Here is a 19,514-nt window from a genome sequence, read left to right on the forward strand (position 1 = left end):
GTGACCACCCGGCACGACGGCCACGGGGCGCTCTCCCGCTTCCGGGCGGTTCCGGGGATCCGCGCGGTGTCGTCCTACCGGCGCGAGTGGCTGGTCAAGGACCTGGTCGCGGGTGTCGTCCTGAACACGCTGCTGGTGCCGCAGGGCATGGCGTACGCGGAGCTGGCGGGCCTGCCGGCCATCACCGGGCTGTACACGACCGTCCTCTGCATGCTCGGATACGCGGTGTTCGGCCCGTCCCGGATCCTGGTGCTGGGTCCGGACTCCTCACTGGGGCCGATGATCGCCGCCACCGTGCTGCCCCTGGTGGCCGCCGGCGGGGATCCCGACCGGGCCGTCGCACTGGCGTCGATGCTCGCGGTCATGGTCGCGGCCATCATGATCCTCGCCTCGGTGGCGAAGCTCGGCTTCATCGCCGACCTGATCTCCAAACCGACGATGATCGGCTACATGAACGGCCTGGCCCTGATCATTCTGATCGGCCAGCTGCCCAAGCTGCTCGGCTTCGAGGTCGAGGCGGACAGCCTGATCGGCGAGTGCGCCGGCCTCGTGCAGAAGATCGCCGACGGGGCGACGGTACCGGCCGCCGCTGCCGTGGGCCTCGGCGGGATCGCCCTGATCCTGGTCCTGCAGCGTTTCCTGCCGAAGGTCCCCGCGGTGCTCGTGATGGTGGTCCTGGCGATCGCCGCGGCCGCCGCCTTCGACCTGGACGAGCGCGGCGTCGGCCTGGTCGGGGTGCTGCCCGAGGGCTTCCCGCCGTTCACGATCCCCGACGTGCGGCTCGCCGACCTCGCACCGCTGCTCGGCGGCGCGCTGGGCATCGCCCTGGTGTCCCTGGCCGACACGATCTCCAACGCGTCCGCCTTCGCGGCCCGTACGGGGCAGGAGGTCCGCGGCAACCAGGAAATGGCGGGCGTCGGGGCGGCCAACCTGGCGGCCGCCCTCTTCCAGGGCTTCCCCGTCAGCACCAGCGGGTCCCGGACGGCGGTGGCTGAGCGCGCGGGGGCCAGGAGCCAGCTCACCGGGGTCGTGGGGGCGGCGCTCATCGTCCTCATGCTCGTGCTGGCTCCGGGTCTGTTCCGCGACCTGCCCCAGCCGGCCCTGGCCGCCGTGGTCATCACCGCGTCGCTGTCCCTGGCCGACGTACCGGGAGCCGTACGGCTGTGGCGGCAGGGCCGGGCGGAGTTCCTGCTGTGCTTCGCCGCCTTCGCCGGCGTGGCGCTGCTCGGCGTGCTGCCCGGGATCGCCATCGCCGTGGGCCTGTCCGTCCTCAACGTCTTCCGCCGTGCCTGGTGGCCGTACGACACCGTACTGGGGCGGGTGCCGGGCCTGGAGGGCCATCACGACATCCGCTCCTACCCGCGGGCCGAGCAGCTGCCGGGCCTGGTGATCTACCGGTTCGACGCCCCGCTCTTCTTCGCCAACGCCAGGGCCTTCCGGGACGAGGTCAGGCGACTGGCCGGCGCGGAGCCGCGGCCGAGCTGGATCGTGATCGCGGCGGAGCCCATGACCGACGTGGACACGACCGCCGCCGATGTGCTGGAAGAGCTCGACGAGGCGCTCAACGCGGAAGGCGTCCACCTCGTGTTCGCCGAGATCAAGGATCCCGTGCGGCGGAAGATCGAGCGGTACGAACTCACCCGGACCATCGATCCCCGGCACTTCTTCCCCACGGTGGAGGCCGCCGTCGCCGCCTTCCGTCTGCGCACCGGAGCGCAGTGGACGTCTCCCGACACCGGCGGGCCGCCCGCCGGACCCGAACCCGGGTCCACCGGCCCCGCGCCCACCGGCGAGAAGTGACCATCCGCCGGGCGGATGGACCGCGATGGCCCCGACAGCCGCCGTCAGGCGGCGCCGTGTCCCGCCGCGGTCCGTCCCATGGTCAGCGCCAGCCGCCGCACCCGGCGCCAGTCCATCGGCGGCTTGGCCCGCGGCACGCCGGGACGGTGCCGGGGCACGCGTACGCGCAGGGCGCCGGACGCGATGCGGCAGTGCACGGGAGTGGACAGGACCAAGGCCTCGCCGTCGACACCGACCGGGATGGTGCGGGCGTCGGCATCGACGACGACCTCGCGGGCGGTGACGGCGGTCAGCCCGCGGCCCTGCCTGCCGTGCAGCAGCAGCCCCGCCGCTTCGGCGGCGCTCGAGACCTCGACGCCCAGCACCCCCAGCCGACCGGAGTCCAGCCGCTCCCGGCGCCCGAGCCCCGCCGAATCACCCTTCTGATAAGGGTTGTTGCTCACCAGTACGGCCTGGGGTGCGTCCAGGACCAGCGCATCCGCACGGACGCTCAGCCGCGATCCGCTGCCGTGGGTCAGCAGATCCGGAAGCATCTCCAAAATGGTGCCGGTCTTGTCGTCGCGGTAGGCCGGACTCTGCACGACCTCCGCGTACACGCCGAACGAGGCGCTGTTGACGAAGACCCGACCGGTGTTCCCGTCCGCCGGTTCTCCCTCATGGATGTAGCCGAGGTCGACGTGCAGTTCGACGGCGTCGGTCAGGGCCTCCAGGCACCGGGAGGGATCCTGCCGGTCCAGGCCCAGGTCCATGGCGAAGTGGTTGCGCGTGCCGGCGCTGATCACCATGAACGGAATGTCGTGCTCCACGGCCACGGCGGCGACCAAAGCCTGTGTGCCGTCGCCGCCCGCGACGCCCAGCAGGTCGGCCCCGTCCTCGACGGCCTGCCGTGCCAGCTCGGCCACGTCCTGGCGCCGGGCCGGATCCAGTACGACGACCTCGGCGCCCAGGGCCCTGGCCCGCTCCGCCAGGCGGAACTTCTCGACCTTTCCGCCACCCGAGCGCGGATTCATGATCAGGAAGGGCCGCTCGGCCCGGCCGGCGGTGTGCTCCGGCATGCTCGGGGCGTCCTCGGCGAGGGCGGCGCTGCCCGCGGCGACGGCCAGCGCCCACAGGGCGAGCGAGACCAGTACGACCCACAGCAGTCCGGCGGCCGAGTACAGGAGGAGGACGGCGAGCGGTGCGCCGACCGCGAGCAGCCCGGCGAGCACCCTGATCCAGCCGGTGTGGGTGAGCATCCACCACCCGCCGGCCGCCGTGAGGACCAGTCCGGCCCATCCCACCGCCATCAGCAGGAGGCTCGCGAGGCCGCCGAACACCACCAGCACCACGAGCGCCGCCAGTCCCGTCGCCAGGGCCAGACGTGCGGTCCAACGCCTGCTCATGGGACCACCTCCCGCCGCTTCACGGGCCGCCGGACAGGAGTCGGCACCCACTTCAGGCTACGAGCGCCGGCACCGCGCGGCCTGCCGACCACGGCCTTGCGCTGCCGGCCACGGCCTTCCGCTGCCGGCCTCTGCCGGCCTGCGGCCGTCCGCGCCGGATGGCACGACCGACCGGGCCTTGGGACCATGGCCGCGGGAGGCACCCATGACCGCTGACCCCCCGCCGGTCCCTGCATCCGCGTCGGAGGAGCCGGCACCGCGCAAGCGCCGCGGGCGGCTGCGCCTGACGCTCCCCGGCTGCTGGGGCGCCCTCGTCCTGGCGTGCCTGTCCTTCACCCCGTCGCTGCTTCCGCGCGGAGGCGTGCTCCAGGGACTGGTCTGCGGCATCAGCGCGGCCATCGGGTACGGGCTGGGCGTGGTCGCCGCGTACGTGTGGCGCGCTTTCGCCGACCGACAGGCGCGCACCCCCTCGCGCAGGTCATGGCTCGCCCTGCTCGTCAGCGCGATCGTGCTCTTCGGCGTCTCGTTCGGGCTCGGACAGTACTGGCAGCACGAGATCCGCCGACTCATGGACGTCACGGACCACAACGTCCTCGCCACCGTCGCCTGCCCCTTCGTCGCCGCTGTCGTCTTCCTGCTGCTGCTCCTGGCCGGGCGGGGGCTCCGGGCCCTGTACCGGTGGGCCGCCCGTCAGCTCGGGCGCTGGATCGGCGGGCGCGCGGCGCGGGTGGTCGGCTGGCTCCTGGTGGCCGCTCTGGCGTGGGCCGCGTTCTCCGGACTGCTGCTGAGCGGCATCGTGAACGCGGCCAACGAGGCGTTCTCGCTGCGTGACACGCAGACCCCGGAAGGCGTGCACCAGCCCACGTCGACACTGCGCTCGGGCGGGCCCGGCTCGCTGGTGCCGTGGGACTCGCTGGGCTACCAGGGCCGGGCGTTCACCGGCAGCGGACCGTCGGCCCGGACCATCGGCGCGTTCACCCACCGTCCGGCGCACGAGCCCATCAGGGCCTACGCCGGGCTGGAGACCGCCGACGACACGGAGGCCCGGGCGGTCCGGGCCGTCGCGGACCTCGAACGGGCGGGCGGTTTCGCGCGCGAGAACCTGCTCGTGGTCACCACCACGGGCAGCGGATGGGTCGACCCCGCCGCCGTGGACTCGTTCGAGTACCTCGCCGACGGAGACGCGGCCAGCGTGGCGATCCAGTACTCGTACCTGCCGTCGTGGTTGTCGTACCTGGTGGACCAGTCCAAGGCGCGCGAGGCCGGCCGCGACCTCTTCGACGCGGTCTACGACAAGTGGTCCAAGCTGCCCCAGGACCGGCGGCCGCGCCTGTTCGTGGCGGGCGAGAGCCTGGGCTCGTTCGGCGGTGAGACGGCCTTCAGCGGGGAGGCCGACCTGCGCAACCGCACCGCCGGCACCCTGTTCGCCGGCCCGCCCAACTTCAACACCCTGTTCCGTGAGTTCAGCGACCACCGCGACACGGGAAGCCCCGAGATCGAGCCCGTCTACCGGGCGGGCCGGACCGTCCGGTTCACCGACGACCCGGCCGCGGGGATCCCTCCCACGGACCGGCCGTGGGACGGCCCCCGGGTGCTCTACCTGATGCACCCGTCCGATCCGATCGTCTGGTGGAGCCCCGGGCTGGCCCTCTCCGAGCCCGACTGGATCGGCGAGCGGCCCGGCTCGGACGTGCTCGGCGCGATGGTCTGGATCCCGTTCGTGACCTTCTGGCAGGTCACCGCCGACCTGCCGTTCGCCACGGGCGTGCCGGACGGCCACGGTCACACGTACAAGGCCTCGTACGTCGATGCCTGGAACGCCGTCATGCGGCCCCAGGGGTTCACCGCGCAGGACCTGGACCGGCTGAAGGACGTCGTCTCGCCGCCGAAATGATCCCGCCGAGCCGGTCAGCGCAGCAGGAACCCGACGAGGTAGCCGAGTGCGTTGACCGCCCAGTGCAGGCCCATGGGTGCCAGCAGGCTGCCACTGCGGCGGCGCAGTTCGCAGAAGAGGACTCCCGCCGCCGCCGTGAACAGCACGGCCCCCAGGACCGCCAGAACGGCCCCGAGCCCGGACTGGCCGACGACCGAGGTCACGGCCGGTTTCGCGGTCGCCAGGTGCAGCGAGGGCAGCACGTGCCACAGGCCGAACAGCAGGCTCGACACGGCGGTCGCCCACACCGCCCCGCGGTCGCGGCGGACCAGACCGTAGAGCACCCCGCGGAAGGCGATCTCCTCCACGAGGACCGTGCCGACGGGGACCAGCACGAAGACGCGGAGCATCACCTCGCCGCCGTCCATCGCGCTGTACCGCCGGTCCTCGAACAGCGTCCTGGTGGCCGGCAGCAGGGCCCCGGCCAGGTAGACGACGGCGACCAGGCCGATCAGGGCCAGCGCCCAGCGGGCACCGCGGGCCCGCGTGCCCGGCGCCAGCCCCGCGTCCGCGAGGGTGCCGCCGGCCCGGCGGAGCACGCCGAGCAGCACGGCGCTCACCACGACGGCCGTCACCACGCCCCAGAGGCCCGACCAGCGGTGCAGGGCCAGGTTGGCGGCGACGAGGACGGCCACCGTGACTCCCACGGCCGGCCAGGTGCCGATCGGCCGTCGACGCCGCGCTGCGTCATCGCGGGTGCTGCGGGTCATGGGAACCCACCTGGTGTCACCGGTTGAGCACGAGGTCCTCCGCGGCCGCGGAGTCCCCCTCCGCTGTCGTGGCAAGGGGGAACTCCGTCCAGACGGTCTTGCCGTCCCGGGTGTAGCGGGTGCCCCACCGTTCGGTGAGCTGGGCCACCAGGAAGAGGCCGCGCCCGCCCTCGTCGGTGGTGCGCGCCCGTCGCAGGTGCGGAGCGGTGCTGCTGCTGTCGGAGACCTCGCAGACCAGGCTGCGGTCGCGGATGAACCGCAGGGTCAACGGCGTGCCGCCGCCGTACCGGTAGGCGTTGGTGACCAGTTCACTGACGACCAGTTCGGCGGTGAAGGCCAGCTCCCCAAGACCCCACCCGGTCAGTGTGGTCTCCGTCAGGCGCCGTGCCCGGGCGGCGGCGGTCGGCTCTGCGGGCAGTTCCCAGGAGGCGATCTGCTCCGGCGCCAGCACGCGGGTGCGGGCGAGCAGCAGTGCGACGTCGTCCGGTGGGTGATCCGGAAGCAGGGCGCTCTGCACGTCCGTGCAGGTCTCCTCCAGCGAGCGGCCGGGCCGGGACAGGACTTCCCGCAGCCGCGAGAGCCCCTCGTCGAGGTCGAGGCCACGGGCCTCGACCAGGCCGTCCGTGTACAGCGCCAGCAGACTTCCCTCGGCGAGTTCCAGCTCGGCGGACTCGAACGGGAGTGCGCCCAGCCCCAGCGGCGGACCCTCGGGAAGGTCGGGCACGCCGACCGTGCCGTCGGAGGTCACCACGACGGGGGGCACGTGACCCGCCCGGGCCAGGGTGCAGCGCCGGGAGGTGGGGTCGTAGACCGCGTAGAGGCACGTCGCGCCGACGATCTGCTCTCCCCGCGCGTGTCCGTCGGCAGGTCCCTGCTCGGCTGCCAGGCGGTTGACCAGGTCGTCCAGGTGGGAGAGGACCTCGTCCGGCGCGTAGTCGAGGCCGGCCAGGGTGTGTACGGCCGTGCGCAGGCGGCCCATGGTGGCCGCGGCGTGCAGACCATGGCCGACGACGTCGCCGACGACGAGGGCGACGCGAGCTCCGGAAAGGGGGATGACGTCGAACCAGTCCCCGCCGACGCCGGTGGCGGGATCGGCCGGCAGATAGAGGTGCGACACCTCGACCGCGCTGTACTCGGGCAGCGCCTGCGGCAGCAGGCTGCGCTGGAGCGTCAACGCGGCCTGATGCTGCTGGGTGTAGCGGCGGGCGTTGTCGATGCACAGGGCGGCCCGCGCGGCGAATTCCTCCGCGAGCGTGAGGTCGTCCTCCTCGAACGGCTCGGGCCGCTCGGCCCGCCACAGGCTGAGCAGGCCCAGGAGCACGCCGCGGGCCGTCAGCGGTACGACGATCAGCGAGTGGGCCGCCAGGCCGAGGGCGCGCCGTCTGCGCTCCTGATCCTGGAAGTACCAGCCGGGGCTGGTCCGGAGCACCGGCTCCAGGATGGACTTCTGTTCGGCGAGGCACCTGGCGTGCGAGGTGCGGGGGTCGAACCGGAAGACTTCGCCGGCGGAGTACATCACCTGCAGCGCCTCTGCCACGACCGATTGGACGGCCATTCTGCGGACCGGTCCACCCGCCTCCCGGGCCGGCTCCTCGCCCCGGGCCACCGACTCCAGCAGATCCACCGAGACGGCGTCCGCGAGGTCGGGGACGGCGACTTCGGCCAGTTCCCGGGTGGTCTGGCCGAGATCCAGTGTGGTCCCGATGCTGGTGCTCGCCCGGTTGAGGAGGGCGAGCCGCCGCCGGGCCCGGTAGCGGTCGGTGACGTCCTCCACCAGTTGGGTGACTCCGAGGATCCGGCCCGAGGGGGCCTGCATCCGGAACGCCGACACCGAGACCACCCGCTCGTGGTCGGGGTCGCTCCTCAGGCGGCAGGGCTGCTCGGTGAAGATCAGCGGGGCGCCCGTCTCCAGCACCCGGCGCAGCCGGGTCTCGATGGTCTTCACGTCCGGGCCGATGAGGAAGTCGCCGATGCGCCGGCCCCGGATCTCCGCCGCGGAAAGCTGCGTGAACCGGGCCAGCGCCCGGTTGATCCGCAGGACGCTGAGGTCGGGGGCGTGGACGGACAGGCCGATCGGGGAGCGTCGGAACAGACCATCCAGGACCGACCGATCGGTCTCCCACCGGAGCACCTCCTCCGCCGGGGCGACGACGAGGAACCACTCGCGCGCCGAGCCGGCGCGGATGACGGCGCGGGCGCGGAAGCCCAGGTCCACCCGTCGCCCGCTGCGGTGCAGGACGGGCAGGATGCCGGACCAGCCCCCGTCGCGCTCGCACGCGGCCGCCGCGTCGACGACCGCCTCACGGTCACCGGGGTCGAACAGGAATTCCGAGGCCACGCGGCCCAGCACCTCCTCGGGCGGGTAGCCGAGGTGCTCCTGTGCGCGCTCGCTCCAGCCGACGACCCTGCCGTGGTCGTCCAGAACGGCGGAGGCGGAGTGGTGCAGCGCGAACGGGTCCTGGGGCGCTTCGCCCGAACCAGGCGCCGGTGCGTCCATCGCTGCCACCCTTCGACCTGCCGAACGGACCGCACAGCGGGCATTACCGCAGCGACTACCCGGAGTGATCGCAGACCACGGGACGGGCAGTCGGCTCACCTTCAGTATCGCCGCGCCGCCGTACGTCGGCAGAAGGTCGTCCACCGCGTGCACCGAAGTGGCATGCGGGCCGGCAGGTGGGGTGGCATGCGGAGTGGCGTGCCGCCTTCGGAGTAATGACCGATTTGCCTGTGACGCCATGCCACGCTGTGGTCCCCATTGATCAGGGTCGTGTCAGGAGCACCGGGCGTTCGTGATGGCAGGAAACGAGGAAGCGAAGCAGCCAGGGCAGCCGCACCTTCCCGACCTGCACGTACGTCTGCGTGCCGAGTTGGACAGGATCGACGAGCAACTGCGCTCCCTGCTGGCCGCCATGGACCGGCTGCAGGGCCTGCTGGACGCGGTGGTGTCCATCAGCCGGGAGGTGGAGCTGACCGACGTACTGCACCGGATCGTGACCACCGCCATGGACTTGGTCGGGGCTCGCTACGGGGCACTGGGCGTACTCGGCGAGTCCGGCGCGCACTTGGAACAGTTCATCACCGCCGGCCTGTCCGAACGGGAGCGCGCCGATCTGGCCGAGACCGGTCTGCCCCGCGGTCTGGGTGTCCTCGGGCACCTGATCCACCATCCCGAACCCCTGCGGGTCGACAGCATCTCGGCCCATCCGTCGTCCGCCGGGTTCCCGTCCGGCCACCCGCACCTGCACACCCTGCTCGGTGTCGCCATCAGCGTCCGCGGCGAGATCTACGGTGACCTCTACCTCTCGGAGCGGCGCGACGGGCGTCCCTTCGACGTCCACGACGAGAACGTCGTCGTCGCCCTGGCCAGTGCCGCCGGAATCGCCATCGAGAAGGTCCGCCTGTTCGAACAGGTTCGCCTCGGGGCCGAGCAGTTCCAGCGGCTTCTGCTGCCCACCCTGCCGGACCTGCGGCCTTTCACCGCCGCCGCCATCTACCGGCCGGCTGCCGAGCCCAGCCAACTCGGCGGGGACTGGTACGACGCCATCCAGCTGGCCGACGGCGTCGTGGCGGTCGTCATCGGCGACGTGGTCGGTCACGACCTGAAGGCCGCGGCCTCCATGGCCTCCACCCGCAACATGCTGCGGGCCCTGCTGTTCGACCAGGGCAATCCGCCCAGCGCCATCCTCGCCCAGCTCGACCGCACCCTGCACGCCATCACGAGCAATCCCGTCACCACCACGACCCTGGCGCGCATCGAACCCGAGGAACCGGGCTGGCGGCTCCACTGGAGCACCGCGGGCCACGTCCCACCGCTGCTGATCACCCCCGGGCGCCCGGTGGAGTACCTCTTCGCCGAGCCCGGGGTACCGCTCGGGGTCGACCCCGAGCAGCCCCGCCCCGACCACTCCCGCTTCCTGCCCCCGGACTCCACCGTGGTCTTCTTCACGGACGGGCTGGTCGAACATCCCGAGCATCCCATCGACGAGAGGCTCAACCGGCTCACCGATCTCGCCACCCTGTACGCCGCCCTGCCCCTGCAGGAGTTCGTTCAGGCCTTGGCCGATCACCACCCGAGCGACGGTCACGACGACCTGGCCATCCTCGCCCTGCGCACCCCGCACCTCTGATCCCCGTGCGTCACGTCCAGCGCGCCGGTGCCATGGAGGATCCGGGGGATCCGACGGATGATGGACTTCGGGGCGATGTCGATGCGGAGGTGTCGCCTGATGACCGCCGCGCGGCCTGAACGGCTCCGGAAGGCAGGCTTGGCCGCCCTGGAGATCTGCGCCGTTGCCGCGCTGTACTACGGCTCAGCCACGCTGGGACTGATCCAGCAACTGGTGGGAGGCCAGGTCACCCCGCTGTGGCCGCCGACCGGTATCGCCCTGGCGAGCCTGCTCCTGTGCGGTCTGCGGGTCTGGCCCGGCATCGCGCTGGGCGCGTTCCTGGTCAACGCCCCGCTCGGCCCGTCGATCCCGGCCGTGCTCGCGATCGTGTCGGGAAACACCCTCGCGCCCGTCTGCTCGTACGTGCTGCTCCGTCGTACCGGGTTCCGTACGGAATTGGACCGTCTGCAGGATGCGCTGGGCCTGATCTTCCTGGGCGCGCTCACCGGGATGCTGATCAGCGCGACGGTGGGCAGCGGGACCCTGGCCCTCTCCGGTGCGCTGAGCGCCGAGGACTTCTGGCCGACGTGGTCGGTCTGGTGGACGGGCGACGCGATGGGCGTACTGGTGGTGACGCCCGTCCTGCTCGTCCTCCGCTTCGCACACTGGCCGAAGGACGCGCGGCCGGCCCGTTGGGCGGAGGGGCTGCTGCTTCTGGCGGCCACGGTGTTCGTCGGTTTCCTCGAGACCAGCAGCACGCCGCTCATCTTCCTCGGCTTCCCGCTGCTGATCTGGGCGGCCTTCCGCTTCCAGCTGGCCGGGGCTGCGCTCTGCGCCCTGTCCGTGTCGACCTTCGCCATCGTCGCCGCCGCCCGCGGCTCAGGCCCGTTCGCCGGTCACGACCTGCTCACCAACATGATCACCCTCCAGGCGTTCAACGGTTCCTCCTCGCTGACCGCGCTGCTGGTCGCGGCCACCGTCAGCCAGCGCAACCAGACCCAGAAGGAGATCGCGCGAGCCTGCGGTCTGCTGGCCGACATGGCGGCCAAAGCCACCGCCGGCGGCCGCCGCCCGAGGCTCCCCGATCGCGGGGACGGGACGGAAACGGACGGCGGACGAACCGAGAGGCCGACGTGATGTGCCCTGCAGACGGCACGACCACGGGCTGACCACCGGGTCAGCCGGCCTGCACCGGCCCTCCGCGGCGCGGTGGTCGAGCACGTCGCCGAGGGCGTTGCAGAGTCCCGAAAATACCCCCGGGGGTACCCGTGCTACGCTCGAAATATACCCCCGGGGGTAATTCTCGCGAGAAGGAGCGAACAGCGTGTTCTTCATCGACACCCTTGATCTGGAAGGGCTCGGCAACCGCAGCTACCTGGCAGGCGGCGCCCACACGGCCGTGGCGGTGGACCCGCCGCGTGACATCGACCAAGTGCTCACCGCGGCGGCCCGGCGGGGGGTGCGGATCTCCCACGTCGTGGAGACCCACGTCCACAACGACTACGTCACCGGCGGCCTGGACCTGGCCCGCATCACCGGCGCCGCGTACCTGGTGCCCGCTGCGGCCCGGGTGTCCTTCGCCCGCACGCCGGTCCATGACGGCGACACCGTCACGGTGGACGAGGGGATCGCGCTGCGGGCACTGGCCACCCCCGGCCACACCCCGCACCACACCTCCTACGTCCTGGAGGAGCAGGGTTCGGCCGTCGCCGTGTTCACGGGAGGTTCCCTGCTGATCGGGACGGTCGGACGGCCCGACCTGGTCGAGCCGCGACTGACGCAGGAGCTGGCCCGCGCCCAGCACTCCTCCGTACACCGGCTGGCGTCCGAACTGCCGGACGAGACCGAGGTTCTGCCCACCCACGGGTTCGGCAGCTTCTGCTCCTCCGCCCGGGCCGAAGGGGACGCCACCACCATCGGCAGGGAAAAGGCGGGCAACGATGCCCTGGTCCAGGACGTCGACGCCTTCGTCTCCGCCCTGCTGGCGGGACTCGACGACGTGCCCGCCTACTACACCCACATGGGACCGGCCAACGCCGCGGGACCGGCCCCGGTCGACCTCACCGCACCGCCCGTGGCGGACGCCGCCGACATCGCCGCCCGGCTGGCCGCCGGGGAGTGGGTCGTCGACCTGCGCAGCCGCATCGCATTCGCGGAAGGGCACGTGGCGGGGTCGTTCAACTTCGAGGCCGAGGGGAAGATCGCGACCTACCTTGCGTGGCTGATCCCCTGGGGCAGACCTGTGACGCTGCTCGCGGAGTCCCCCGGTCAGCTGGCGAAGGCGCAGCGGGAGCTGGCCCGCGTCGGGATCGACCGCCCGGCCGCCGCAGCCACCGGAGAGCCGGCCGATTGGATCTCCGCGCACGAACAGCCGCGAGGCTTCCCGCGGGCCACGTTCGCCGACCTCGCCGACCTCGCCGCCTCGGACCCCTACGAGCACCGGATCGTGCTGGACGTACGGCGGGACTCCGAACGCGCGCAGGGCTGGATCAAGGACTCGATGCACATCCCGATCCACCAGCTGCACCGACGCCAGGACGAAATACCGGCCGGAGTGGTGTGGGTGCACTGCGCGGGCGGGATGCGCGCGGGGATCGCGGCCTCCCTGCTCGACGCCGCCGGGCGCGACGTCGTGGCCGTCGACGACTCCTTCGACGCCGCCCGGCGCGCAGGCCTCCCGATGGCCACCGGACCCCGCTGCGGCAGCTGACGCCCCGCCCTCCCCGTTCCCGACGAGAGAAGGACCCCGATGATGTTCCCCTTCCGGCGCCGCCCCGCCCGTGTGACCCCAGCCGCTGCGCATCAGCGTGCCCGTGACGAGGGCGCCGTCCTCCTCGACGTACGCGAGCGGGCGGAATGGACGGCCGGGCACGCACCCGGCGCCGTGCACGCCCCGCTTTCCGCCCTGCTGGCCGGGGCCGACCTGCCCCGGGACGCCCGGGGACGGCCGCTGATGGCGATCTGCCGCTCCGGACACCGGTCCCGGCAGGCCGTGAGACTCCTGACCGAACGGGGAGCCGAGGCCGTCGACGTCACGGGCGGCATGAACGCCTGGGCCGCGGCGGGACTGCCGGTCGTCGACGGCCACGGAGACCACGGCTCGACAGCGTGAGCACGCTCGTCCTCGCCCTGATCGCGGGAGCCGTCGTCGGCTTGGCACTCGGCGCCCTGGGCGGCGGCGGCAGCGTGCTCGCGGTCCCGGCCCTGATCTACCTGCTCGGCTTCACCCCGGCCGCCGCGACCACCGCATCCCTGATCATCGTCACCGCCACCTCCGCCACCTCCCTCTACTCCCACGCCACCTCCGGCAACGTCCACTGGAGAACCGGCTCCCTCTTCGCAGCCGCCGGCATCCCTCCCGCCGTGGCGGCAGCCGCCCTCTCGGCACATCTGCCCGGACAGCTGCTCACCGCGGCGTTCGCAGCCGTCGCGGGCCTCGCGGCCCTGCGCATGCTCAAGTCCCCCGCACCCGAGAGCGCGCTCCGCCCGGTCCGCCCGGTCCGCCCCGTACGGGCCGCCGGAGCCGGCGCGGGCCTGGGCGCGGTCACCGGATTCCTGGGCGTCGGCGGCGGGTTCCTCGCCGTCCCCGCCCTCGTGGGAGTGCTGGGCCTGAAGATGCGGGCGGCCGTCGGAACCAGCCTCCTCGTCATCACCGTCAACTCGCTCGCCGCGCTCACCGTCCGTACGGGCAGCGCCGCGCCTCTGGACTGGGCGGCCGTCGCGCCCTTCACCGGGGCGGCGATCCTCGGCGCCCGGGACGGAAAGCGCCTGGCCGCCGCGGCCAAGGGCCGGACCCTGCAACGGATCTTCACGGTCGTACTGCTCTCCGTTGCGGCCTCCATGCTCATCGACGCGCTCCGCTGACAGCGGACGCACCCCGCGACCACACCCCCGGGCGCTCGCCCGGTGTCCGCACCCGGACACCGCCCACAACCGGCAGGAGCCAGTCGTCATGACCACCCCCCACACCCTCAGCGCCCAGCAGGCCCGCACCCGCCTGCACGAGCTCACCGTCCTCGACGTGCGCACTCCCGGCGAGTACGCGGCAGGTCACCTGCCCGGCGCCCTGAACATCCCGCTCGACCGGATCCCACACGCTCTTCCCGCCATCCGCCACGCCGCCGACCGCGGCGACGTCCTCGTCGTCTGCGCCTCCGGAGCACGCTCCGACAGCGCCCGCCGGACGCTCGCCGAGCACGGCATCGACACCGCCACCCTCGCAGGGGGAACCGGCGCCTGGGCCGCAGCGGGACACGACCTCCACCGCCCCGGGCAAGCCTCGCGCACCACGTGGGGCATGGAACGCCAAGTCCGCCTGACCGCCGGCGCCCTCGTCCTCGCGGGCCTCGTCCTCGGACCGGTCCACCCCGCTTTCCTGCTCGTCTCCGCCGCGGTCGCCGGCGGCCTCACCTACTCCGCCCTCACCGACACCTGCGGCATGGCGGCCGTCCTCGCCAAACTCCCCCACAACCGGCCCCGGCCCGGCGACATCAATGCCACCCTCACAAGGCTCCTCGATCACTGACCGCAGAAGCCAGATACCCCCTGGGGTACCATGGAGCGGACAGCACGCCACGCAGGAGGTACCCGGTGAAGATCGACGACGACGCAGTCGGCTCAGTCCTCAACCGGCTGCGCCGCGCCCAGGGACAGCTCGCCGGCGTCATCGCCATGATCGAGGCCGGACGCGACTGCAAGGACGTCGTCACCCAGCTCGCCGCCGTCTCCAAGGCGCTCGACCGCGCCGGCTTCAAGATCGTCGCAAGCGGCATGCGCCAGTGCATGGACAACGCCGACGGAACCCAGGCCCCCATGACCGAGGAAGAACTCGAAAAGCTCTTCCTCACCCTCGCCTGACAGGCACCCGGACAACCGCACGGGCCGTTCCGGTGAGCGCCGGGATGCGCATTCGGGTATTGGTTGGTCAGGTACGTCGCCGTCCGCACGGGCATGGAGGTCACCACGTGGTCTCGGGCCGGGCTTGAGCAGGCTTCTGCAGCCGACTCGGATCGCCATGAGGAACTGTTGGTCAATCCCGCGGTGCCCACCCTGGTGGGGCAGCGTGGCCGGATCGACTGCGGCGGCCTTCGCCATTTCGTGGTGCGCTACGGCAACTTCCACCAGCTCGTGGTGCCCATCGACGACCGGAGCCACCTTTCGGTGGCGCTGGAAACCACCACCGACCCCCGGCACTACGCCGAGCGTGCCGTCGCTCTCGTCGGCTCCGACTGATCGCGCTCGCAGACCGTGCAGGAGCCTGTCGGGCACCAGCCACAAGGTCTCCAGGTGCGGAGTGCTCGGCCAGCGCCCGCAGGAGGGGCTGCAATGGAGCCCCCGCCCAACGGGCCGGACCGTCCGGTGAGGGCAGGGGCAGCAGGTTGGGGTCCTCGTCCAGCGGCACTGCGAAGAGCGCCGGCGCCGGCCGGTCGGCGCGCACCACCAGCGCCGGCATCCGCGAGCCGCGGCGGACGGGTTCACAGAGCACTACGCCCGGCGGCAGCACCGCACGCAGTTCCTGGAAGGTGGGTGGATGTCCATGTGCGCGGAGGCGGGCCGGCCGGGACGCGGGAGGACTCCGCCTCGTACTCGTCCTTGCTCCATCCCGCGTTCCCGGTCGTGCAACCGCGCCAGCTGCTGCGGGAGTTCAGGTGACACGGAGTAGCCGAACACCTCCGGCAGCAGTCGGGACCGGCTGCGCTCGGCCGGCTCGACGGCGTAGGCCGGGGTGAGGCGGGAAGCCCGCCCGTCGACGATGAGCTCGATCAGCCGGGCGGGGGTGAGGTCCAGGTCGATGCGGGTGTCGCCGTCACTGACACGTCCCCGCAGCCGCTCGACGAGATCCACGACGGTCAGAAGCTCGGTGGTGAGGCCCGGCCGACCGACAACCAGGCAAGGGGCCCGCCGTTGCCGGAACCGGCCCCACGAACCCTGTCACCCGATCGTGGCCGCCGCGGACCACCGCCCGAAGGTCAGCGCACCCGGCCGCGTGCCTTGAGCGGCACCGGCGGGAGTTGCGGAGCGGGGATCGGTGGGCCGTCGTAGCCCTTCACCTCGCCGTAGCGGGTGCCGTTCGTCCAGGCTTCGCGGAACTCCTCGATGTCCGCCTGGCTGCGCCCGATCCAGTTCCAGAACATCACGATCTCCTCCTCGAACGGCTCACCGCCCAGGAGCATCAAGCCGGCGTCCGAGGTCGCGCGTACGGGGAGTTCCGTGCGGCCGCAGCCGAGGTAGAGCATCGAGCCGGGGAGGACCGGGACGCCGTCCACGTGCGCCTCGCCCGACATCGACAGCACCGCGTACTCGAAGTCCGGGTCGAGCGGGATCCGGGTCTGCGTGCCCGCCGCCAGGGCCAGGTCCGCGCCGACGATCGGGCTGTACGCCGTGCCCGGCGAGGTCGCCGTGTCCAGGGTGCCCAGGATCACCGTCGCCGTCAGGCCCGGGGCGGTCACCTGCGGGAGCTCCGCGTGGTGCTGGAAATGGGGTTCCACGTTCCGGTGTTCGTCCGGCAGGGCAACCCACAGCTGGGCGCCGTGCAGGATGCGGCCGTGCGAGCGCGGGCTCTCCTCCGAGTGGCTGATCCCGCGGCCCGAGGTCATCAGGCCGAGCTCCCGCGGTCGGATCGTCTCGAGACTGCCCACGCTGTCCCGGTGCAGCACCTCGCCGTCGTGCAGCCAGCTCACGGTCTGGAGCCCGGAGTGCGGGTGCGGGGCGACCTGCATGCCGGGCTCGCCCGCGATGTCGTCCGGGCCGTAGTGGTCGACGAAGCACCAGGCGCCCACCATGCGGCGGCCCAGGTTCGGCAGGAGTCGGCGGACCTCGGTGGATTCCCCGAGCTTGACCGTGCGCGGGCTGAGGAGCTCGCGCACGGGTTCGGCCACGACGAAGCCGCGGCCGCCGCAGGCGGAGAGAGCGGGCTGGCGATCGAGATTGCTCATACCGCACAACCTAGTACCGCCGCCCGTGCCGCGTTCGGTGGAATGTCCGGCCGCCGTCACGTGTTGGGGCAGGCGGACGGTCAGGCAAAGACGCCACCTGAACGGCGGAAGGGATCCCGATGAACTCGCCGACGACATACTTCGAGCACGGCACGGCGGCCGAGCGCTGGGAGCGCGCCCGGCTCTTCTTCGACGCGAAGGAGTACGCGACGGCCGCGGCCATCCTGGACGCGCTGGCCGGCGAAACGCCTGACCAGCTCGCTCCCCGGCTGCTGCTGGCCCGCGCCTACTACCACTCGGCCCAGCTCTCCCGCGCCGAGCGCGAGCTCCGCGCCATCCTCGAGCGCTGGCCGGTGGAGGACTACGCGCAGCTGATGCTCGGCCGGACGCTGGAGCGCCAGGGCCGGGCCGACGAAGCCCGCCCCCACCTGCGGATGGCCGCCGCGATGGCGGGCGAGTTCCCCGAGCGCTGAGCGAGTGGTGCGGGGCCGGGCCGCCGCCTCGGTTAGCCTGGGGTCACGATGAACCGTCTGACCACGCCTTTCGGCTCCTACGAGCTCACCCGCTTCCCCGAAGACCCGCGCGACCAGCTCCGCGCCTGGGATGCCGCCGACGAGTACCTGCTGCGCCACCTCGACTCCGGTACGGGGGAACACGGCCCGGTGGACCTGGCCGGCGCCGGGCAGATCACGATCCTCGGGGACCGCTGGGGGACGCTCACGACGGCCCTGGCCGCGTACCACCCGACGCAGATCACCGACTCCTACCTCTCCCGGGCCGGCACCGCCGGGAACCTGGACCGCGCCGGGATCGGCACCGCCAAGTCCACGGTGCGGCTGCTGACCACGCAGGACGCGCCGCCCGAGCGGATCGACGTACTCCTCGTGCGGGTGCCGAAGAGCCTGGCGCTGCTGGAGGACCAGCTGTACCGGCTGGCGCCGCACGTGCACGCCGGCACGGTCATCGTGGGCACGGGCATGGTCAAGGAGATCCACACCTCCACCCTGAAGCTCTTCGAGAAGATCCTCGGCCCGACCAGGACCTCGCTCGCCGAGAAGAAGGCCCGCCTGATCTTCTGCACGCCGAACGCCACCTCGACGCGCGCCGTCGACCCGTGGCCGGTGACGTACACGCTGGACGAGGACGCGGGCTCGGGCGCCGGCCTGACCGCCGTCAACCACGCCGGCATCTTCTGCGCCGACCGCCTCGACGTCGGCACCCGCTTCTTCCTCCAGAGCATCCCGAACAACACGGGCGGCGCCCGGGTCGTGGACCTGGGCTGTGGGAACGGCATCGTCGGCACGGCGGTCGCGGTCGCGGACCCCAGGGCCGAGATCGTGTTCACCGACGAGTCGTACCAGGCCGTAGCCTCGGCGAAGGCCACCTTCCGCGCCAACGTCCAGCACGAGCGCGAGCGGGCCGACTTCCTCGTCGGCGACGGCGTGGCCATGCTGGACCCGGGCTCGGTCGACCTGGTGCTGTGCAACCCGCCGTTCCACTCCCACCAGGCGACGACGGACGCGACGGCGCTGCGCATGTTCGCCCAGTCGCGCAAGGTGCTGCGCCCGGGCGGTGAGCTGTGGGTGGTCGCCAACCGCCACATGGGCTACCACACCCACCTGCGCCGCCTCTTCGGCAACAGCGAAGTCGCCGCGAGCGAACCGAAGTTCGTGGTGCTGCGGGCGGTCAAGCAGGAGGAGCGGCCGCGCCCCGTGTGACCTGCCGGTACACCCACCGGTAGCTCCCCCTGTTCGTCCTACACTCGGCCGCGTGAGCAGCCAGGTACGAGAAGACGACGGTACGGACGGCAGTGCGCGGAGCCGTACGGACGCCGGCCCCGACGGCACGCGCTACCGCCGGGAGGACCTGGCCCGCGCGGCCGGCGTCAAGGTGCGCAACCTGCGCTACTACCAGGAGCGCGGGCTGCTCCCGCCGCCGCGCCGCGAGGGCCGCATCGCCTGGTACTCCGCGGACCATCTGACCCGGCTGCGCCTGATCAGCGATCTGCTCGGGCGCGGGTACACCGTCAACGGGATCGCCGAGCTGCTGCACGCCTGGGAGGCGGGCAGCGGGCTTTCCCAACTCCTGGGACTGGAGCGGGCGATGACCCGCGACTGGGTCCACGAGGAGCCGGTCACCATGACCCTGGCCGAGCTGCGCGAGCTGTTCGGCCCGGCGGGGACGGCCGAGGACACCCGGCGGGCCGCGGAGCTGGGGTACGTACGGATCGACGGCGACCTGGTCACGCACCGGAGCCGGCGGCTGCTGGAGGCGACGCTCGCGCTCGTGCGCCAGGGCGTGCCGCTCGCCGAGATCCTCGACGCGGGGGACTTCGTACAGACGCAGGCGGCCGCGCTCGCCGACCGGTTCGTCGGACTTTTCCGGCGGCATGTGATCGGACCGGACGGACTGGAGCGACTTTCGGCCACCCAACTGGATCACATCTCGGACGCGGTCGCGGCGCTGCGTCCGGTCGCGGGCGAGGTCGTGGCTTCGGAGTTCGCCCGGGCGATGGCCCGGCGGGTGGAGGCGGAGGTCGCGGAACTGATCCGCAAGAACCCCTGAAGCGACGCCGGAAGCGGTGACCGATCGGTAGGAGTCGGCCGAAAAGGCACGGTCGAACAACCTTGCCAACCCCCATTGGCACT

At 72.4% G+C, this 19,514-nt stretch carries 18 protein-coding genes; 13 read left to right on the plus strand and 5 right to left on the minus strand.

The genetic code is table 11. The features are described from left to right. Window positions 1-1,800, plus strand: coding sequence for a SulP family inorganic anion transporter (locus tag ACFXGI_RS17290; RefSeq protein WP_384706841.1), 1,800 nt, complete (start codon window positions 1-3; stop codon window positions 1,798-1,800). 44 nt (window positions 1,801-1,844) lie between these two features. On the opposite strand, the gene ACFXGI_RS17295 is transcribed toward ACFXGI_RS17290, so the two are convergent. Further along, window positions 1,845-3,182, minus strand: a complete 1,338-nt coding sequence (locus tag ACFXGI_RS17295) for a diacylglycerol/lipid kinase family protein (RefSeq protein ID WP_384706843.1) — start codon at window positions 3,180-3,182, stop codon at window positions 1,845-1,847. Between the two features lie 205 nt (window positions 3,183-3,387). On the opposite strand from ACFXGI_RS17295, the gene ACFXGI_RS17300 reads away from it, so the two are divergent. Next, complete coding sequence (locus ACFXGI_RS17300) at window positions 3,388-5,076, plus strand: alpha/beta hydrolase (protein ID WP_384706845.1); 1,689 nt, start codon at window positions 3,388-3,390, stop codon at window positions 5,074-5,076. Between the two features lie 14 nt (window positions 5,077-5,090). Here ACFXGI_RS17300 and ACFXGI_RS17305 read toward each other — a convergent pair whose 3' ends face one another. Together ACFXGI_RS17305 and ACFXGI_RS17310 are read right to left on the minus strand one after the other, a co-directional pair. Then, window positions 5,091-5,825, minus strand: coding sequence for a CPBP family intramembrane glutamic endopeptidase (locus tag ACFXGI_RS17305; RefSeq protein ID WP_384706847.1), 735 nt, complete (start codon window positions 5,823-5,825; stop codon window positions 5,091-5,093). 16 nt (window positions 5,826-5,841) lie between these two features. Next, complete coding sequence (locus ACFXGI_RS17310; protein ID WP_384706849.1) at window positions 5,842-8,322, minus strand: SpoIIE family protein phosphatase; 2,481 nt, start codon at window positions 8,320-8,322, stop codon at window positions 5,842-5,844. A 295-nt stretch (window positions 8,323-8,617) separates the two neighbouring features. On the opposite strand from ACFXGI_RS17310, the gene ACFXGI_RS17315 reads away from it, so the two are divergent. From ACFXGI_RS17315 to ACFXGI_RS17350, 8 genes are all read left to right on the plus strand, one after another. Next, window positions 8,618-9,952: a PP2C family protein-serine/threonine phosphatase gene (locus ACFXGI_RS17315; protein WP_384706851.1), complete on the plus strand. Its 1,335-nt coding sequence runs from the start codon at window positions 8,618-8,620 to the stop codon at window positions 9,950-9,952. A gap of 99 nt (window positions 9,953-10,051) precedes the next feature. Continuing rightward, window positions 10,052-11,068, plus strand: coding sequence for an MASE1 domain-containing protein (locus tag ACFXGI_RS17320; protein WP_384706853.1), 1,017 nt, complete (start codon window positions 10,052-10,054; stop codon window positions 11,066-11,068). A gap of 187 nt (window positions 11,069-11,255) precedes the next feature. Beyond that, window positions 11,256-12,641, plus strand: a complete 1,386-nt coding sequence (locus ACFXGI_RS17325) for a rhodanese-like domain-containing protein (RefSeq protein WP_384706855.1) — start codon at window positions 11,256-11,258, stop codon at window positions 12,639-12,641. Window positions 12,642-12,683: 42 nt separating this feature from the next. Continuing rightward, entirely contained in the window at window positions 12,684-13,043 is a 360-nt protein-coding gene (locus ACFXGI_RS17330; protein ID WP_384707076.1) for a rhodanese-like domain-containing protein, read from the plus strand. Beyond that, window positions 13,040-13,795, plus strand: a complete 756-nt coding sequence (locus ACFXGI_RS17335; RefSeq protein ID WP_384706856.1) for a sulfite exporter TauE/SafE family protein — start codon at window positions 13,040-13,042, stop codon at window positions 13,793-13,795. The genes ACFXGI_RS17330 and ACFXGI_RS17335 overlap by 4 nt, the downstream gene beginning before the upstream one ends. A gap of 88 nt (window positions 13,796-13,883) precedes the next feature. Further along, complete coding sequence (locus tag ACFXGI_RS17340) at window positions 13,884-14,456, plus strand: rhodanese-like domain-containing protein (RefSeq protein WP_384706858.1); 573 nt, start codon at window positions 13,884-13,886, stop codon at window positions 14,454-14,456. Between the two features lie 65 nt (window positions 14,457-14,521). Continuing rightward, on the plus strand, window positions 14,522-14,788 hold the full coding sequence (locus tag ACFXGI_RS17345; RefSeq protein WP_384706860.1) for a metal-sensitive transcriptional regulator: 267 nt from the start codon (window positions 14,522-14,524) through the stop codon (window positions 14,786-14,788). 93 nt (window positions 14,789-14,881) lie between these two features. Next, entirely contained in the window at window positions 14,882-15,163 is a 282-nt protein-coding gene (locus ACFXGI_RS17350; protein WP_384706862.1) for a hypothetical protein, read from the plus strand. A gap of 252 nt (window positions 15,164-15,415) precedes the next feature. On the opposite strand, the gene ACFXGI_RS17355 is transcribed toward ACFXGI_RS17350, so the two are convergent. After that, window positions 15,416-15,775 (minus strand): hypothetical protein, encoded by a 360-nt coding sequence (locus ACFXGI_RS17355; protein WP_384706864.1) that lies wholly within the window; start codon window positions 15,773-15,775, stop codon window positions 15,416-15,418. Between the two features lie 125 nt (window positions 15,776-15,900). After that, window positions 15,901-16,866: a pirin family protein gene (locus tag ACFXGI_RS17360; RefSeq protein WP_384706866.1), complete on the minus strand. Its 966-nt coding sequence runs from the start codon at window positions 16,864-16,866 to the stop codon at window positions 15,901-15,903. 119 nt (window positions 16,867-16,985) lie between these two features. Between ACFXGI_RS17360 and ACFXGI_RS17365 the strand changes: the two genes are divergently transcribed. Genes ACFXGI_RS17365 through ACFXGI_RS17375 form a run of 3 tightly spaced genes read left to right on the plus strand, consistent with a single transcriptional unit; the run spans window position 16,986 to window position 19,431 of the window. Continuing rightward, a complete protein-coding gene (locus ACFXGI_RS17365; protein ID WP_384706868.1) occupies window positions 16,986-17,339 on the plus strand; it encodes a tetratricopeptide repeat protein in 354 nt (117 codons plus the stop codon). A 57-nt stretch (window positions 17,340-17,396) separates the two neighbouring features. Then, a complete protein-coding gene (locus ACFXGI_RS17370; protein ID WP_384707078.1) occupies window positions 17,397-18,584 on the plus strand; it encodes a methyltransferase in 1,188 nt (395 codons plus the stop codon). 52 nt (window positions 18,585-18,636) lie between these two features. Continuing rightward, the gene (locus tag ACFXGI_RS17375; RefSeq protein ID WP_384706870.1) at window positions 18,637-19,431 is read left to right on the plus strand and encodes a MerR family transcriptional regulator; all 795 of its coding nucleotides are present in this window, start codon (window positions 18,637-18,639) and stop codon (window positions 19,429-19,431) included. Window positions 19,432-19,514 lie beyond the last annotated feature (83 nt).

The sequence above is a fragment of the Streptomyces sp. NPDC059355 genome (genome assembly GCF_042752335.1).
Classification (GTDB): Bacteria; Actinomycetota; Actinomycetes; order Streptomycetales; family Streptomycetaceae; genus Streptomyces.

Coding starts and splice junctions, on each gene's coding strand:
- ACFXGI_RS17295 (WP_384706843.1), bottom strand. CDS start 3,182: ATGAGCAGGCGTTGGACCGCACGTCTGGCCCTGGCGACGGGACTGGCG.
- ACFXGI_RS17300 (WP_384706845.1), top strand. CDS start 3,388: ATGACCGCTGACCCCCCGCCGGTCCCTGCATCCGCGTCGGAGGAGCCG.
- ACFXGI_RS17305 (WP_384706847.1), bottom strand. CDS start 5,825: ATGACCCGCAGCACCCGCGATGACGCAGCGCGGCGTCGACGGCCGATC.
- ACFXGI_RS17310 (WP_384706849.1), bottom strand. CDS start 8,322: ATGGACGCACCGGCGCCTGGTTCGGGCGAAGCGCCCCAGGACCCGTTC.
- ACFXGI_RS17315 (WP_384706851.1), top strand. CDS start 8,618: ATGGCAGGAAACGAGGAAGCGAAGCAGCCAGGGCAGCCGCACCTTCCC.
- ACFXGI_RS17320 (WP_384706853.1), top strand. CDS start 10,052: ATGACCGCCGCGCGGCCTGAACGGCTCCGGAAGGCAGGCTTGGCCGCC.
- ACFXGI_RS17330 (WP_384707076.1), top strand. CDS start 12,684: ATGTTCCCCTTCCGGCGCCGCCCCGCCCGTGTGACCCCAGCCGCTGCG.
- ACFXGI_RS17340 (WP_384706858.1), top strand. CDS start 13,884: ATGACCACCCCCCACACCCTCAGCGCCCAGCAGGCCCGCACCCGCCTG.
- ACFXGI_RS17350 (WP_384706862.1), top strand. CDS start 14,882: ATGGAGGTCACCACGTGGTCTCGGGCCGGGCTTGAGCAGGCTTCTGCA.
- ACFXGI_RS17360 (WP_384706866.1), bottom strand. CDS start 16,866: ATGAGCAATCTCGATCGCCAGCCCGCTCTCTCCGCCTGCGGCGGCCGC.
- ACFXGI_RS17365 (WP_384706868.1), top strand. CDS start 16,986: ATGAACTCGCCGACGACATACTTCGAGCACGGCACGGCGGCCGAGCGC.